The organism is Bradyrhizobium sp. 18BD (genome assembly GCF_054185225.1).
Map to the genome: position 1 here is coordinate 1 of NZ_JAVAYL010000043.1, position 14,813 is coordinate 14,813.

12 protein-coding genes and 1 pseudogene are annotated in these 14,813 nt (G+C 65.3%); 3 read left to right on the forward strand and 10 right to left on the reverse strand.

Annotated features, from left to right (window positions below; all coding sequences use genetic code 11):
* Nucleotides 1–1,146 (forward strand): annotated as a pseudogene (locus tag RAD16_RS40145) (hypothetical protein); the annotation flags it as partial.
* 79 nt (nt 1,147–1,225) lie between these two features.
* Here the strand turns inward: RAD16_RS40145 and RAD16_RS40150 are convergent.
* From RAD16_RS40150 to sdhC, 9 genes are all read right to left on the reverse strand, one after another.
* The gene (locus RAD16_RS40150; RefSeq protein ID WP_458163596.1) at nt 1,226–1,444 is read right to left on the reverse strand and encodes a hypothetical protein; all 219 of its coding nucleotides are present in this window, start codon (nt 1,442–1,444) and stop codon (nt 1,226–1,228) included.
* A 72-nt stretch (nt 1,445–1,516) separates the two neighbouring features.
* A complete protein-coding gene (locus RAD16_RS40155; RefSeq protein WP_458163576.1) occupies nt 1,517–1,903 on the reverse strand; it encodes a VOC family protein in 387 nt (128 codons plus the stop codon).
* A 21-nt stretch (nt 1,904–1,924) separates the two neighbouring features.
* The gene (locus RAD16_RS40160) at nt 1,925–2,785 is read right to left on the reverse strand and encodes an FkbM family methyltransferase (RefSeq protein ID WP_458163578.1); all 861 of its coding nucleotides are present in this window, start codon (nt 2,783–2,785) and stop codon (nt 1,925–1,927) included.
* A 142-nt stretch (nt 2,786–2,927) separates the two neighbouring features.
* Complete coding sequence (locus RAD16_RS40165; RefSeq protein ID WP_458163580.1) at nt 2,928–4,883, reverse strand: ABC transporter ATP-binding protein/permease; 1,956 nt, start codon at nt 4,881–4,883, stop codon at nt 2,928–2,930.
* A gap of 53 nt (nt 4,884–4,936) precedes the next feature.
* Nucleotides 4,937–7,075: an ATP-binding protein gene (locus tag RAD16_RS40170; RefSeq protein WP_458163582.1), complete on the reverse strand. Its 2,139-nt coding sequence runs from the start codon at nt 7,073–7,075 to the stop codon at nt 4,937–4,939.
* 197 nt (nt 7,076–7,272) lie between these two features.
* Complete coding sequence (locus RAD16_RS40175; protein ID WP_212303218.1) at nt 7,273–8,055, reverse strand: succinate dehydrogenase iron-sulfur subunit; 783 nt, start codon at nt 8,053–8,055, stop codon at nt 7,273–7,275.
* 42 nt (nt 8,056–8,097) lie between these two features.
* Nucleotides 8,098–9,933, reverse strand: a complete 1,836-nt coding sequence (gene sdhA, locus RAD16_RS40180; RefSeq protein WP_458163584.1) for a succinate dehydrogenase flavoprotein subunit — start codon at nt 9,931–9,933, stop codon at nt 8,098–8,100.
* 3 nt (nt 9,934–9,936) lie between these two features.
* A complete protein-coding gene (sdhD, locus tag RAD16_RS40185; protein ID WP_458163586.1) occupies nt 9,937–10,341 on the reverse strand; it encodes a succinate dehydrogenase, hydrophobic membrane anchor protein in 405 nt (134 codons plus the stop codon).
* Complete coding sequence (sdhC, locus tag RAD16_RS40190) at nt 10,338–10,736, reverse strand: succinate dehydrogenase, cytochrome b556 subunit (RefSeq protein ID WP_458163588.1); 399 nt, start codon at nt 10,734–10,736, stop codon at nt 10,338–10,340. The genes sdhD and sdhC overlap by 4 nt, the downstream gene beginning before the upstream one ends.
* Before the next feature lie 526 nt (nt 10,737–11,262).
* On the opposite strand from sdhC, the gene RAD16_RS40195 reads away from it, so the two are divergent.
* Nucleotides 11,263–12,123, forward strand: coding sequence for a sulfite exporter TauE/SafE family protein (locus tag RAD16_RS40195; protein ID WP_458163590.1), 861 nt, complete (start codon nt 11,263–11,265; stop codon nt 12,121–12,123).
* Nucleotides 12,124–12,241: 118 nt separating this feature from the next.
* Here the strand turns inward: RAD16_RS40195 and RAD16_RS40200 are convergent, their stop codons facing one another.
* Nucleotides 12,242–13,771, reverse strand: coding sequence for a malonate--CoA ligase (locus RAD16_RS40200; RefSeq protein ID WP_458163592.1), 1,530 nt, complete (start codon nt 13,769–13,771; stop codon nt 12,242–12,244).
* 94 nt (nt 13,772–13,865) lie between these two features.
* On the opposite strand from RAD16_RS40200, the gene RAD16_RS40205 reads away from it, so the two are divergent.
* A complete protein-coding gene (locus RAD16_RS40205) occupies nt 13,866–14,627 on the forward strand; it encodes an SDR family oxidoreductase (RefSeq protein ID WP_458163594.1) in 762 nt (253 codons plus the stop codon).
* The last annotated feature ends 186 nt before the right edge of the window (nt 14,628–14,813 follow it).

Sequence of the window (14,813 nt, forward strand, 5' to 3'; positions counted from 1 at the left end):
GCGGCGCAGCCGGGGCTCCGGCAGCGGGCGCACCGGCGGGAGGCGTTCCACCCTGTTGGCCAGGGGCCGGAGTCGCAGCGGGGGCTACGCCGGGCGCGGGCGCCGGTCCCGCACCGGGACGGCCGGGCGGCGTCGTCGGAGCGCCACCGGGAGCCGGTGTGGTTGTCGGAGCAGGCGCGGCACCGGGGGCCGGTGACGGCGATCCTGCAGCCGGAGGCGCGCCGGGACGTCCGCCGCCGGGCGGCGGTGCACCGGGGCGTCCAGCCGGCGGCGTGCCGGGTGCGGCACCCGGAGCGGGTGTTGCGGTCGGCGCAGGTGTCGTCGCCGGTGCAGGTGCTGCCGGCGGCGTTGCGGTCGGAGCAGCCGCACCAGGACGGGCCGCAGGCGCAGCCGGTGAAGGAGACGGTGCTGCAGAAGGTGCCGGTGCTGGTGCTGGCGTCGGACGTGCCGCTGGTGCCGCTGCGGGCGGCGGTGGTGCCGGTGGCGTCGGAGCGGGACGCGCGGCCGGCGGAGCCGCAGCCGGAGGCGGTGTCGGTGTGTGCGGCTGCGCGGCCGGAGGCGGCGTCGGCGCGGGTGCATGCTGTTGGGGTGCCGCAGCCGGAGGCGGCGACGGCTGCTTCGGAGCAGCAGCTGGCGGCGGGGGCGGCGTGGGTGCGTGCGTCGCAGGCGGCGGCGGCGGAGGCGGCGGTGTCGGACGCGCCGGTGCGGCAGCGGGCGGCGGTGGAGCGGGCGGATGCGGAGGAGCCGCGGCGGGCGGCGGCGCGGCGGGGCGTGCGGGAGCTGCAGGCGGCGCTGCGGCCGGCGGAGGAGGAGGTGGTGTGGCCGGACGCGCAGCGGGCGGCGGCGCCTTTGGCGCTTCCTTCGGAGGCTGCTTCGGTTTTCCGTCAGGGCCCAATTCTGGCTGGGCTTGCGCGACGACGAGCGGCGGCGCGCTTTGCGCATGCGATGCGGTGGTTGCCAATTGCATCGCGGTCAGAGCCGTTGTCGCAAGCAGCACGAAACGAAGGTTGGTCATGTGGTTCAAATTCCCCGGAAGGTTCTTTGACGAAGTGTTGGGATGAACAGCTACGCGTTAGGCCGGATTGTGGCGGGCGAAGCGGTCGCGACTCGATTTATTTCTGCACCGAAATCAACTCACTATGGTGACGTTCATTGCGCATTCAGACGTACGTTGCAATCGCCTCACATGTGATGCTTCGCCTCATATGTGATCCCGCTGTCGAGCTCAGTCCGTCGCAGGATTCGGTGTGATCGGCCCGTTCGGTCCGCGTGGTGGAATCTCTTCAGGCACGCGGCCCGGTAGTTCGTCGGGCCGTGGTGATTCGCCGGGCTCGCGCACCGGCGGCGTGATTTCAGGCTGCGGATTGCCCGGCGGAATCCCGGGCGGCGGCTCTGTTGGATTCCCCGGTGTTGCCGGTGGAATCTCGGGCGGTTCGATCGGCATCGGCATCATCGAGATCGGTTCTCTGGAGAACGACAACGATGATGCCGCGCCGATGTTCCCCGTCGCCTCGCGCTATTCCGGCGTGTGGCAGACCGCCTCGATGTTGTGGCCATCAGGGTCGAGCACGAAGGCGCCGTAGTAGTTTGCATGATAATGCGGGCGGATGCCGGGTGCGCCGTTGTCGCGACCACCGGCGGCCATCGCTGCCTTGTAGAAGGCGTCGACCGTGGCGCGGTCCTTGGCTGCGATCGCGACGTGCACCGGCTTGTTCATCGTGCCTTTTCCGTCGATCCAGAAATCCGGCTTGCCGCCGGCGCCGAAGCCGGCTGCCGCGGCGTGGCCGGTCTGCTCTTCCGTCACTTCCATGATCAGGCTGTAATCGAGCGGCGCCAGCGCCTTGGCGTAGAACGTTTTCGCGCGCTCATAGTCGGAGACGGACAAGCCCAAATGATCGATCATCGTAACCTCCGTGGTTCGTGGTCAGCGCGACAGGAACGTATTGCTCCGCGTCTTGCGCACGATCGCAAAACCGCGCGCGATCATGTCAGCGATACAATCCTGCTGCCATTCGTTTTGTGACAGGTGCTCCATCACCACCGCGCGCGGCCACAGCGTTTGCGGCGCGTCGCGGAAGAAGCCGATCAGCACGCGGTCTTCAAAGCCCTCGACGTCGATCTTGAGCGAATCGACTTGGTCGACGCTGGCCTCTTCCAGAATTCGTGTCAGCCGCAGCGACGGCACCTTGATCGCCTCCGCGCTCGCGGCGCCGGTGACGACATGCGTGGCGCCGAGATTGCCGCCGCCGCTCTCGATCATCAGCTCGCCGTCGCTGTCGCCGGCGGCAGCCTGCACCAGGCGCACCTGCGTTGCTTTCGATGCGGCGTGATTGAACGCGAGCCGACCGAATGTCATCGGGTGCGGCTCGATTGCGACGACCTTGCCTCGGCTGCCCACCTGCCGCGCCATCACCAGCGCGAACGTGCCGACATTGGCGCCGACGTCGACGAAGGTGCCGCCCGCTGGCGTGTGCTGGCGCAGGAAGTCGAGCTCGTCGAGATTGTAGTCGGGATTGAACAGCGCGCCGCGCTCGGTCGCACTGCCCTGGTGATAGAGCCGGAACGAGGCGCCTTGATACTGCACGTCGATCGGGCCACCGCGCAGCAGATTGACCAGCCGCGACATCCACGGACGAAATGCACCGCGCTTCAGCCCCGACTGCTGCGTGAGGCGAATGATCGCGGCTTGCGCGGCATTCGGCGCAAACGCGCCGAACGGCGCGGTCGATGGGGCGTTGTTGTCGGGCGTCAAGCAGGCGGTCCTCGTTGCAGGCGGCGCATGCATAGCCGGTTTTGACGAGGACTCCAACTTCAGGAGAGGTCCGTAGCCCGGATGGGGAGCGCAGCGAAATTCGGGGCTGTTGCCGCGCGGAGAGACCTTCCCGGATTGCGCTTCGCTCCATCCGGGCTGCGGGTCGCGGGCGGCCTCACGCCGCCTTCGGCGGCGGCGTGCGCTGGCGCAGGAAGCGGCTGAGCAGCTTGCGCTTGCCCTTGCGCGGGATCAGGTCGATGTCGCTGACGAGTTTTGCGCCGCCCTTGCGGCGCTCCAGCACGATCTTGCGGCTGTGGAAGGCCTCCAGCTCGACGCGATGCGCGACGCTGACGATGGTCGCCTTCGGCAACTCGTCGGTGACCATCTGCATCATCTTGTCCTGGCTCTTCTCATCGAGCGCCGAGGTCGCCTCATCGAGCACGACGATGTCGGGGTTGTGCAACAGCAGCCGCGCGAAAGCGAGGCGCTGCTTCTCGCCGCCTGACAACGTCTGGTCCCATGGCCCCTCTTCCTCGATCTTCTCCTTGAGATGATCGAGGCCGACCTTGTGCAGGGCTTCGCCGATCTCCTCGACGGTCCAGTGGTCGGCCGCGCCAGGATAGGCCACGGCACGACGCAGCGAGCCGGAGGGCACGTAAGGCCGCTGCGGCAGCATGAATAGCCGCCGGTCCGGATGGAAATTGACGCTGCCGCCGCCCCAGGGCCAGAGCCCCGCGATGGCGCGCACCAGCGTGCTCTTGCCGGTGCCGGATTCGCCGGCGACGAGCAGCCGTTCGCCGGGCTCGATCGCCACCTCGGTCTCGCCGACCACGGCCGTGCCGTCGTCGAGCGTGACTGAGAGATCGTTCAGCTCCAGCATCGCATCATTGCTGGTCTCGCCGCGTTTGATGCGGCCGAGGCCTTCGCCCTCTTCGGCGCGCTCGAGACCATCGAGCGACATCATCAGCGAGGCGATGCGGCGTGCGCAGGCGTTCCAGTCGGCGAGCCGCGGATAATTGTCGACCAGCCAGCCGAATGCGCTCTGCACGATGGTGAAGGCGGAAGCCGCCTGCATCACCTGTCCGAGCGTCATGCTGCCGTCGAGGAATTTTGGCGCGCAGAGCAGGAGCGGGACCACGGGCGCAACGAGGCTCGATCCCTGCGACACCAGCGTCGTGCGCATATGCTGACCCGCGAGCCGCGCCCATTGCCGGAGCACGCTGGTAAAATTGCGATCGATGCCGTCGCGCTCTTCCTCCTCGCCGCCGAGCAGCGCGATGCTCTCGCCGTTCTCGCGCACGCGCGTCAGCGTGTAGCGGAAATCCGCCTCGGCCTGGTTCTTGTCCTCGGAGACCTGCACGAACTGGTGGCCGATCACCATGATCGAGCCGGAGGCGATCAATGCGTAGAGGATCGCGGCGATGACGAGGAAGCCGGGGATGGTGATGGTGGAGCCGCCGAGCGCGACGGTGAGCGCGCCACCGATGGTCCAGAGCACGACGATGAAGGTTGCTGCCGACAACAGCGCCGAGGTGACGCCGGCGATGAAGTCGACCGGCGAATCGGTCGCGATGCGCAAATCCTCGGCGATGCGGTATTCCGGATTCTTGTGGTCGCCGCCGACGAGGTTGAGCTGATAGTAGCGGCCGTTTTTGAGCCAGCGCGTCAGCACGCTGTTGGTCAGCCAGGCGCGCCAGCGCCGCTGGATGCCCATCCGCGCGAACACCTGCGCCACGCCGAGCACGATGCTGCCGATCGCGAGCGGGAAGAACATAGCCGTGAGGTGGAAGACGGTGCTGGCATCGCGCTTCTCGATGGCGTCGAAGATCGCGCGATTCCAGACATTAATGCCGTATTGGAAGCCGACGGTGAGGACGATCAGCACGACGAGGCCGATCGAGAACGGCCAGGCGAGGCGGTCGCCGTTGCGGCCCCAGAAGCCGCGCGCGCTGATCCAGAACCGCGTCAGCAGATAGTCCTTGCGGGCCTCCTCGATCTCCCCGGGCGAGAGGTCGGAATCGGGTTCGAGCACCTCCGGTGGCGGCGGCGCGACCTCGTCGCCGTTCTCGCCCTTGATTTCGACAATGGGTGGCTTCTTAGCCCCCTCGCGCTTTACGGCCGACGTGCTCATGCGCGGACAACGCGAAGGAAATCAACCGGTTCCCTTCGGTTCCGGCGCGCTGTTCACTCCGCGGCGCCGTTGCGGACCCGGCGCAGCCGTGCCGCCTTGTGCAGCACGCGCGACAATTCCTCAATGGAATAGGGCTTTTGCACGAGGTCGAAGCCGGCGACGCCATCCTGCGACAGGGCTTCGCTGTAGCCGCTGGTCAGCACCACAGGCACGCCGATGTCGCGCTCGCGGATCGCCAGCGCCAGATCGAGCCCGGTCATGCCGGGCATCACCACGTCGGAGAAGACAACATCGAAGCGATCGGAATCCACCACCAGCTCGGCGAGCGCATCGCCGGCGTTGTCGACCAGCGTGATGCTGTAGCCGAGCTCGGTGAGGCCGTCGGCGGCGAAATTGGCGAGCTCGATATTGTCCTCGACCACCAGCACCGACATGCCGCTGCCGGCCACCGCTGGCGCCGTGTTCGGGGCCTGCCGCCGCGGCAACAGGTCCGGCGGCACGCGCGGCAGATAGAGCGAGAAGGTGCTGCCATGGCCGACCTCGCTCGTCGCCGTCACCTCGCCGCCGGATTGCCGGGCGAAGCCGAACACCTGCGACAAGCCAAGACCCGTGCCCTGGCCGACCTGTTTTGTCGTGAAGAACGGCTCGAAGATGCGCCCCAATCGCGCGGCGGGAATGCCAATGCCGGTGTCGCTGACGGCGATGCTGACAAAACCGTGGCTGCCGGAGAGATGCGCGACCGTATCAGGCACGGTTGTCGCAACCTGCACGGCAAAGGTGATCTGGCCCTTGCCCTGCATGGCGTCGCGCGCATTGGTCGCCATGTTGATCAGCGCGGTTTCGAACTGGCTGGCATCGGCGTTGACGAGGCACGGCTCGGACGGCAGGCGCATGTTGATCTCGATCGCCGAGCCCAGCAGCGTCGCCAGCATGTCGTGCAGCGACTGCACCCGCTCGCCGACGTCGAACACTTCCGGCTTCAGCGGCTGTCGCCGCGCGAAGGCGAGAAGCTGCGAGGTCAGTTTTGCGGCGCGCGCGACCGCATCCGCGATCGCGGTGATGTAGCGCTGGCGCCGCTCCTCCGTCAGCTGCGGCCGGTTCAACAGGTCGACCGAGGCGCGGATCACCGTCAGCAGATTGTTGAAGTCATGCGCGACGCCGCCTGTGAGCTGTCCGAGCGCCTCCAAGCGCTGGCTGTGCTTGAGCGCCTCCTCGGCCTCGCGCCGCTTTGCAGCCTCGGCCTGCAGATGCTGGGTGCGCCGGAACGCAAAGGCCAGCAGCACGAACAGCAGCGCGGTGGCGGGAACACCGAACACCAGATGCTGGCCGATGGTCGCGTACCAGCGCGCGCGGATCGCCGAGGTCTCGAGCCCGGCGCTGACATAGATCGGATATTCGGCGACACGCCGGTAGCCGATGCGCCGCTCGATTCCGTCCGATGGCCAGGCGACCGTGATGAGGCCATGGTCCGGGTGAGCGACGATCTGGCGGCCAACCGGCCCGTTCGGATCGAGCCGCAGATCGCGGTCGAGGCGGGGGAAGTGGGCGAGCAGCACGCCGTCGGCGCGTGCCATCGCGAAGAAACTGCCGTGATCGGTGCCGATCCTGGCGTAGAAGCTCTCGAAATATTCCGGCAGGACCGAGGCCTGGATCACGCCGATGAAGCTGCCGTCGTCGGTCTCGCGGCGCCGGCTCACACCGAAGAAGCGCGCGCCCTGATAGGGCTGGCGCGGCGTCAGCGAGGCGCCGATGAAGCTTCCGATGTTGTGGTCGACATGGGCGGCGAAATAGTCGCGGTCGGCAAAGTTCTGCTCCGGCGGCGGCGATACGAGACTGTTGACCAGCGATTTGCCGTCCGCATCGAAGATCCACGCTGATTTGAGCTGCGGCAGCGTATCGGTCAGCCGCTTCAGGCGCCGGTGCAGCGCCGGTTCGCGCGCGCGAATGACGTCGTCAGGAAGGCCGCGCACGACTTCGTTGATCTCGGCCACGCTGCGGTCGATGGTCTCGAACACCTTGAGCGCGTGCTCATGCGCGACGTCGAGCGTGCGCTCGATCTCGCGGTCGGCGGTCTCTTGTATCGAGGTGTGGGAGGTCGTGGAGGCGAAGACGAACAGCGCAACCGGAAGCGTCAGGGATGCAGCCATCATCCACTGCAGCAGTCTCAGCGAGTTGCGTTGCGCGCCCTGCACAGTCGCTCCCGGTCCCGGACCACGGAGCTTACTTGAATCACCGGCCGGGAAGGAAGCGGCATGTGCCTGCCGGGATAATCTTTGGTTGTATGTTGCCGAATAGCCCGCAGGGCGGGTCGCGGCAAATTCTACTCAAACTGAAGCGGATCGTAGAATGCCCCGGCCATTTTGGCCGGGGATCGTAGAATGAATGCAGCCTAGATCTGGCGCTCGACCATCTTGAGCTTGAGCTCGGCGATGGCTTCGGCCGGGTTGAGTCCCTTCGGACAGGCCTTGGCGCAGTTCATGATGGTATGGCAGCGATAGAGACGGAACGGGTCCTCAAGATTGTCGAGCCGTTCGCCGGTCGCTTCATCGCGCGAATCCGAGACCCAGCGGTTGGCCTGGAGCAGCGCGGCGGGACCGAGATAGCGGTCGCTGTTCCACCAATAGCTCGGGCAGGAGGTCGAGCAGCAGGCGCAGAGGATGCACTCGTAGAGGCCGTCGAGCTTCTCGCGGTCCTCGTGGCTCTGGCGCCATTCCTTCTGCGGCGTCGGCGAGGTGGTCTTCAGCCACGGCTCGACGGAAGCATACTGCGCGTAGAAATTGGTCAGGTCAGGAACGAGATCCTTCACCACCGGCTGGTGCGGCAGCGGATTGATCTTCACCGCGCCGTCCTTCACGTCGTGCATCGAGCGGGTGCAGGCCAGCGTGTTCTGGCCGTCGATGTTCATGGCGCAGGAGCCGCAGACGCCTTCGCGGCAGGAGCGGCGGAAGGTCAGCGACGGGTCGATGTGGTTCTTGATCCAGATCAGGCCGTCCAGCACCATCGGACCGCAATCATTGGTGTCGACGTAATAGGTGTCGACGCTCGGATTCTTGCCGTCATCCGGGTTCCAGCGATAGACGCGGAATTCGCGCGTTTCGGTCGCGCCCGCGGGCTTCGGCCAGGTCTTGCCGCCGGTGATCTTGGAGTTCTTCGGAAGTGCGAATTCAACCATTCGATTAGGGCTTTCGCTGTTCGCTCAGTACACGCGCGCCGTTTAGTAAACGCGAGCTTTGGGCGGGATGTACTGCACGTCGTTGGTCATGGTGTAGTCGTGAACCGGGCGATACTCGATCTTGACCTTGCCGGAGTCATCCAGCCAGGCCAGCGTGTGCTTCATCCAGTTCTTGTCGTCGCGCTCGGAGAAATCCTCGCGGGCATGCGCGCCGCGGCTCTCGGTGCGGTTGGCGGCCGAATTCATCGTCACCACCGCCTGCGAGATCAGATTGTCGAATTCGAGCGTTTCGACGAGATCCGAATTCCACACCAGCGAGCGGTCGGAGACCGCGATGTCGGTGATGCCGCTGTGAACCTTCTGGATCAGGTTCTGGCCTTCGCTCAGCACTTCGCCGGTGCGGAACACCGCGCAATTGTTCTGCATCACGTGCTGCATGCCTTCGCGCAGCTTTGCGGTCGGCGTGCCGCCGGAGGCGTAGCGGTAATGGTCGAGGCGGCCGAGCGCGAGGTCCGACGAGTTCGCCGGCAGCTCGGGCTGCTTGGCGTTCGGCGTCAGCTTCTCGGCGAGACGGAGCGCTGCCGCGCGGCCGAACACGACGAGGTCGATCAGCGAGTTCGAGCCAAGGCGGTTGGCGCCGTGCACGGAGACGCAGGCCGCTTCGCCGATCGCCATCAGGCCCGGGATGATCGCGTTGTCGTCGCCGTCCTTCTTGGTCAGGACTTCGCCGTGATAGTTCGTCGGGATGCCGCCCATGTTGTAGTGCACGGTCGGCACGATCGGGATCGGCTCGCGCGTCACGTCGACATTGGCGAAGATCTTCGCGGATTCGGAGATGCCCGGCAGGCGCTCGGCGAGCACCGCGGGATCGAGATGGTCGAGATGAAGGAAGATGTGGTCCTTCTTCTTGCCGACGCCGCGGCCTTCGCGGATCTCGATGGTCATCGCGCGCGAGACGACGTCGCGCGAGGCGAGGTCCTTTGCGGACGGCGCGTAGCGCTCCATGAAGCGCTCGCCTTCGGAGTTGACGAGATAGCCGCCTTCGCCGCGCGCGCCTTCAGTGACGAGACAGCCCGAACCGTAGATGCCGGTCGGGTGGAACTGCACGAACTCCATGTCCTGCATCGGCAGGCCGGCGCGCAGCACCATGCCGCCGCCGTCACCGGTGCAGGTGTGCGCCGAGGTGCAGGAGGCGTAAGCGCGGCCGTAGCCGCCGGTGGCGAGGATCACGGTCTGGGCGCGGAAGCGATGCAGCGTGCCGTCGTCGAGCTTGAGCGCAATGACGCCGCGGCAGGTGCCCTGGTCGTCCATGATCAGGTCGATGGCGAAGAACTCGATGAAGAACTCGGCCGCGTGGCGCAGCGACTGGCCATACATCGTGTGCAGCATGGCGTGGCCGGTGCGGTCGGCGGCGGCGCAGGTGCGCTGTGCTTGACCCTTGCCGTAGTCCATGGTCATGCCGCCGAACGGACGCTGGTAGATCTTGCCGTCCTCGGTGCGCGAGAACGGCACGCCCCAATGCTCGAGCTCGTAGACCGCGTCGGGCGCATTGCGCACCATGTATTCGATCGCGTCCTGGTCGCCGAGCCAGTCCGACCCCTTCACGGTGTCGTACATGTGCCAGCGCCAGTCGTCCTTGTGCATGTTGCCGAGCGAGGCCGAGATGCCGCCCTGCGCCGCGACCGTGTGCGAGCGGGTCGGAAACACCTTGGTGATGCAGGCCGTCTTCAGGCCGGCCTCGCTGCAGCCGACCACCGCGCGCAGGCCCGCGCCGCCGGCGCCGACCACCACGACGTCATAGGTATGGTCTTCGATCGGATAGGCTTTGCCGTTGGTGGCGGGAGCGCCGTTGCCCTTGCCATTCGTCTCTGTGGCCATGGGTTACACTCCGGATGAGAGCTTGATGATCGCGTAGGTCGAGGCGAGCGCGACGGCGATCGAGAAGAAGTTGTTGAGCATGACCGAGATGAGCTTCAGCTTCTCGTTGTGGACGTAGTCCTCGATCACGACCTGCATGCCGATCTTCATGTGCCAGGTGCTGGCGAAGATGAAGAGCAGCAGGATCACGGCGATCGGCAGCGAACCGAGAGTCTGCGCGGCGCCGGCATGGTTGCTGCGAAGCAGCATCATGACGATCACGAGCGCCGGGATCATCAGCAGCGTCATGGCGACGCCGGTGATGCGCTGGCGCCAGAAGTCCGAGGTGCCCGAATGCGCCGCGCCGAGATTGCGGACGCGGCCGAGCGGCGTGCGCATGCTGCGCTTCGTCGTATCGCTTGCGCTCATCGTCCACCTCCGATCGCGTAGGCGATGATCCAGATCAGCACCGTCAGCACGATGCCGCCGATCAGTGCACCCCAGGTCAGCGCTTCGCGCTCATCGGCCTCGAAGCCGTAGCCGAGGTCCCACACGAAGTGCCGGATACCACTCAACATATGGTGCATCAGCGCCCAGGTGTAGCCGAACACGATCAGCCGGCCGATGATGCTGCCGGTGAAAGCCTGCACATTGGCGTAGGCGGCGGGGCCCGAAGCCGCGGCAACCAGCCACCAGGCCAGCAGCAGGGTTCCGACGTAAAGGGCGATACCGGTGGCGCGATGGACGATGGACAGCGTCATCGTCAACGTCCAGCGGTAGACTTGCATGTGTGGTGAAAGCGGTCGTTCGATCCGTGCGGTCATGGGCTTTTGATGTTTTGTTGCGGCCCAGCATGGGGCGCGCGGGGATCGCGAAAGGTCGGCTCTATTTACGGAGTCGATTTGGCCTGCGCAATCACCAAATCGCCATAAATCGAACCGGGGTTCAGCCCTAGGCCCTTGATGAAACAAGGCCAATCAGGGGCTTGGTATACCAGAGCGGTGGCGAACCGACCAAGAAGGGAACATTAATTCACCTTTTGCCGTGAGGGGCAAGGCGCATTGAAATCACTATTGGAACGGCTCTAAGCCACCCGCGGCGGGTCACGGTTCGAACCAGTCAGTTCATGCCGCCCAAGGCGGTCTGAACGCCGAATGAGCCGCCGGTCAATTTCCGTCCGACGAACTCATTTTTCGCCAGACGGTTGGATATGCGCAACCTGCATCCCACCCAAGACGGCCGACGCGCCGTGTCGACCGCGCAAATCAGATCGCCTACAGCTTGGGCTGCAGCCGAATCCGGGCGTGAGTCTCGAAAGGCGCTGCGACCAGTCGCCGGGGCAGGTCACGGGTGATCGCAGGTCTTGATATCAAGGAGATCGTCGAGCTCGCGCTGTTGCTGATCGCAACCGGCGCGCTCTCCGGCTTTTTGGCCGGCGTGTTCGGCATCGGCGGCGGCGCGATTCTTGTGCCGGTGTTTTATGAATGTTTCCGCATCGCCGGCGTGCCGCTGGAAGTGCGCATGCCGCTCTGCATCGGCACCTCGCTCGCGGTGATCATCCCGACCTCGATCCGTTCGTTCCAGGCGCACTACAAGCGCGGCGCCGTCGACATGACGATCCTGCGGGTGTGGTGGCTGCCGATCATGGTCGGCGTCGTTTCCGGCAGCGTGATTGCGCGCTATGCGCCGGAGAAGCTGTTCAAGATCGTGTTCGTCTGTGTCGCCTATTCCGCGGCGGCACGTCTCATCTTCGCGCGCGAGGGCTGGAAGTTCGGTGACGATCTGCCGAAGGGCCCCTTGATGCGCGTCTACGGCTTCTGCGTCGGCATTTTGTCAACGTTGATGGGCATCGGCGGCGGACTGTTCTCGAACCTCTTGATGACCTTCTACGGCCGCCCGATCCACCAGGCGGTCGCGACCTCGTCGGCGCTCGCGGTGCTGATCTCGATCCCCGGCGCGCTCGGCTATATCTACGCCGGCTGGCCGGCGGCGACGACCTATCCCAACGTTTCGGCTCTGCAGGTGCCCTTCGCACTCGGCTACGTCTCGCTGATCGGCGCCGTGCTGGTGATGCCGATGAGCCTCGTGACAGCGCCGCTCGGTGTGAAGGCCGCGCATGCGATGTCGAAGCGGACGCTGGAGGTCGCGTTCGGCTGCTATCTGTTTATCGTCGGCAGCCGGTTTGTGATGAGCCTGGTGGCAGGGCAGTAGTCGCCGCACACTCCGTCATTGCGAGCGGAGCGAAGCAATCCAGAATCTTTCCAAAGGCAGTCTGGATTGCTTCGTCGCAAGGGCTCCTCGCAATGACGGCAAGAGAGCAGCGCCCCCCTCACTTCTTCGCGTAAATATCCTTGTATGTATCGCGCAAGACGTTCTTCTGCACCTTGCCCATGGTGTTGCGCGGCAGCTCGTCGACGACGAAGACGCGCTTGGGCATCTTGAATTTTGCCAGGCGCCCGTCGAGCGCCTTCAGCACGGCAGCCTCGGTGACGTCGGCGCCCTTGTTGCAGACGAGAACCGCAGTCACGCCCTCGCCGAAATCGGCATGCGGGACGCCGATCACGGCGGACTCGATCACGCCCGGCATGGCGTCGATCTCGCTTTCGATTTCCTTGGGGTAGACGTTGAAGCCGCCGGAGATCACGAGGTCCTTGCCGCGGCCGAGGATGTGGACATAGCCCTTGTCGTCGATCTTGCCGAGGTCGCCGGTGATGAAGAAGCCGTCGGGCCGGAATTCCGACTTGGTCTTCTCCGGCATGCGCCAATAGCCCTTGAATACGTTCGGGCCCTTGACCTCGATCATGCCGATCTCGTCGCGCGGCAGTTCCTTGCCGGTCTCGGGCTCGGTGACGCGCACGGAAACGCCGGGAAGAGGGAAGCCGACCGCGCCGGGCACACGCTCGCCGTCATAGGGGTTCGACGTGTTCATGTTGGTCTCGGTCATGCCGTAGCGCTCGAGCACGGCGTGTCCCGTGCGCGCCGACCATTCGCGATGGGTTTCGGCCAGCAGCGGCGCCGAGCCCGAGATGAACAGCCGCATATGCTTCGTCGTCTCCTTCGACAGCGCAGGATTCTGCAGGAGGCGCGTGTAGAACGTCGGCACGCCCATCAGCACGGTCGCGCGCGCCATCAGCTTGATGATGAGGTAAGGATCGAGCTTCGGCAGGAAGATCATCGACGCCCGCGAGAACAGCGTCACATTGGTCGCCACGAACAGGCCGTGCGTATGGTAGATCGGCAGCGCGTGGATCAGCACGTCCTTGTCGGTGAAGCGCCAGTAGCCGACCAGCGAGAGCGAGTTCGAGGCGAGATTGTCGTGCGTCAGCATCGCACCCTTGGAACGGCCGGTGGTGCCTGACGTGTAGAGGATCGCGGCGAGATCGTCGTTGGCGCGCGGGACGGTCGCGAATTCGCTGCTGGCCTTCTCCGCGGCCTCCGTCAGAGAACCTTTGCCGTCAGGCCCGAGCGTCTCGACCTTGGCTTTCACCTTGGCGGCGATCGGGGCAAGGCCTTCCGCCTTGGAGGGATCGCAGACCACCAGCGACGGCTCGGCATCGCCGATGAAGTAATCGAGCTCGTTCAGCGTATAGGCGGTATTGAGCGGCAGATAGACCGCGCCGGCTCTGACCGTGCCGAGATACAGCACGATATTGGCAACTGACTTTTCGACCTGCACCGCGACGCGGTCGCCGGGCTTCACGCCGCGCGCGACCAGCACATTCGCCATCTGCCCGGCTCGGGCGATCAGATCGCCATAGCTGATATGGGCGCCGTCCTGCGTCTCGATCGCAAGGCGCTTGGGGTCGTCGAGGCCGTCGAACAGGCGGGAAAACAGATTGGCGTTGGCTGCTTGGTTCATGCAAGATTTCCTCGACCGCAAGGCAACAAGGCCGGTCAAAACCGGGGGCTGGATTAGCAAAAACCGCCCCAATGAAGCAACGGAGACAGTTTGCATGTCCAAAAACGGGAAACGCGTGGCCTGGGTGACGGGCGGTGGCAGTGGCATCGGGGAGGCCGGTGCCGAGGCGCTGGCGGCCGACAGCTGGATCGTGGTGGTCTCGGGCCGCCGCAAGGACGCCCTGGATACCGTGGTTGCGAAGATCGCCAAGGCGGGCGGCGTGGCCGAGGCCATCGCGCTGGACGTTGCCAACGCGGACCAGGCCCAGAAGGCGGCCGATCAAATCGTCGCGAAGCATGGCCGGATCGACCTGCTCGTGAACAATGCCGGTATCAATGTCCCCAAGCGAAGCTGGAAGGATATGGAACTGGACGGCTGGGACAAGCTGGTCCAGGTCAATCTCAACGGCGTGCTCTATTGCATGCGCGCGGTGTTGCCGACGATGCGCAAGCAGCAGGATGGCTCGATCATCAACGTCTCGTCCTGGGCCGGCCGCCATGTGTCGAAGATGCCGGGCCCGGCCTACACCACGACCAAGCATGCGGTGCTGGCGCTGACCCATTCCTTCAACATGGACGAATGCGTCAACGGCCTGCGCGCCTGCTGCCTGATGCCGGGCGAGGTGGCGACCCCAATCCTGAAGCTGCGCCCGGTGGTGCCGAGCGAGGCGGAGCAGGCCAGGATGCTGCAGTCCGAAGATCTCGGCCGTACCATCGCGTTCATCGCCTCCATGCCGCCGCGCGTCTGCATCAACGAGCTCCTGATCAGCCCGACGCATAATCGCGGATTTATCCAGACGCCGACGAACAGGGATTAGCCGAGGTCGTAGCCGCGAGCTCGTCATTGCGAGCGAAGCGAAGCAATCCAGGAATGTATCCGCAGAGACAGTCTGGATTGCTCACATGGGGATTTGGTGTGTCAAGGTTTATGGTCAGCTCTTTGTTCGATTGCAGGCCAGCTCTTCGTCCCGACCGTGGAAGCGTGGAGATGGCGCGCGCAGCTC

What these genes read in the sequence shown, in the direction of transcription:
- RAD16_RS40150 (WP_458163596.1), bottom strand. Translation starts at nt 1,444, where the DNA reads ATGCCGATCGAACCGCCCGAGATTCCACCGGCAACACCGGGGAATCCA.
- RAD16_RS40155 (WP_458163576.1), bottom strand. Translation starts at nt 1,903, where the DNA reads ATGATCGATCATTTGGGCTTGTCCGTCTCCGACTATGAGCGCGCGAAA.
- RAD16_RS40160 (WP_458163578.1), bottom strand. Translation starts at nt 2,785, where the DNA reads ATGCATGCGCCGCCTGCAACGAGGACCGCCTGCTTGACGCCCGACAAC.
- RAD16_RS40165 (WP_458163580.1), bottom strand. Translation starts at nt 4,883, where the DNA reads ATGAGCACGTCGGCCGTAAAGCGCGAGGGGGCTAAGAAGCCACCCATT.
- RAD16_RS40175 (WP_212303218.1), bottom strand. Translation starts at nt 8,055, where the DNA reads ATGGTTGAATTCGCACTTCCGAAGAACTCCAAGATCACCGGCGGCAAG.
- sdhA (WP_458163584.1), bottom strand. Translation starts at nt 9,933, where the DNA reads ATGGCCACAGAGACGAATGGCAAGGGCAACGGCGCTCCCGCCACCAAC.
- sdhD (WP_458163586.1), bottom strand. Translation starts at nt 10,341, where the DNA reads ATGAGCGCAAGCGATACGACGAAGCGCAGCATGCGCACGCCGCTCGGC.
- sdhC (WP_458163588.1), bottom strand. Translation starts at nt 10,736, where the DNA reads ATGACCGCACGGATCGAACGACCGCTTTCACCACACATGCAAGTCTAC.
- RAD16_RS40200 (WP_458163592.1), bottom strand. Translation starts at nt 13,771, where the DNA reads ATGAACCAAGCAGCCAACGCCAATCTGTTTTCCCGCCTGTTCGACGGC.
- RAD16_RS40205 (WP_458163594.1), top strand. Translation starts at nt 13,866, where the DNA reads ATGTCCAAAAACGGGAAACGCGTGGCCTGGGTGACGGGCGGTGGCAGT.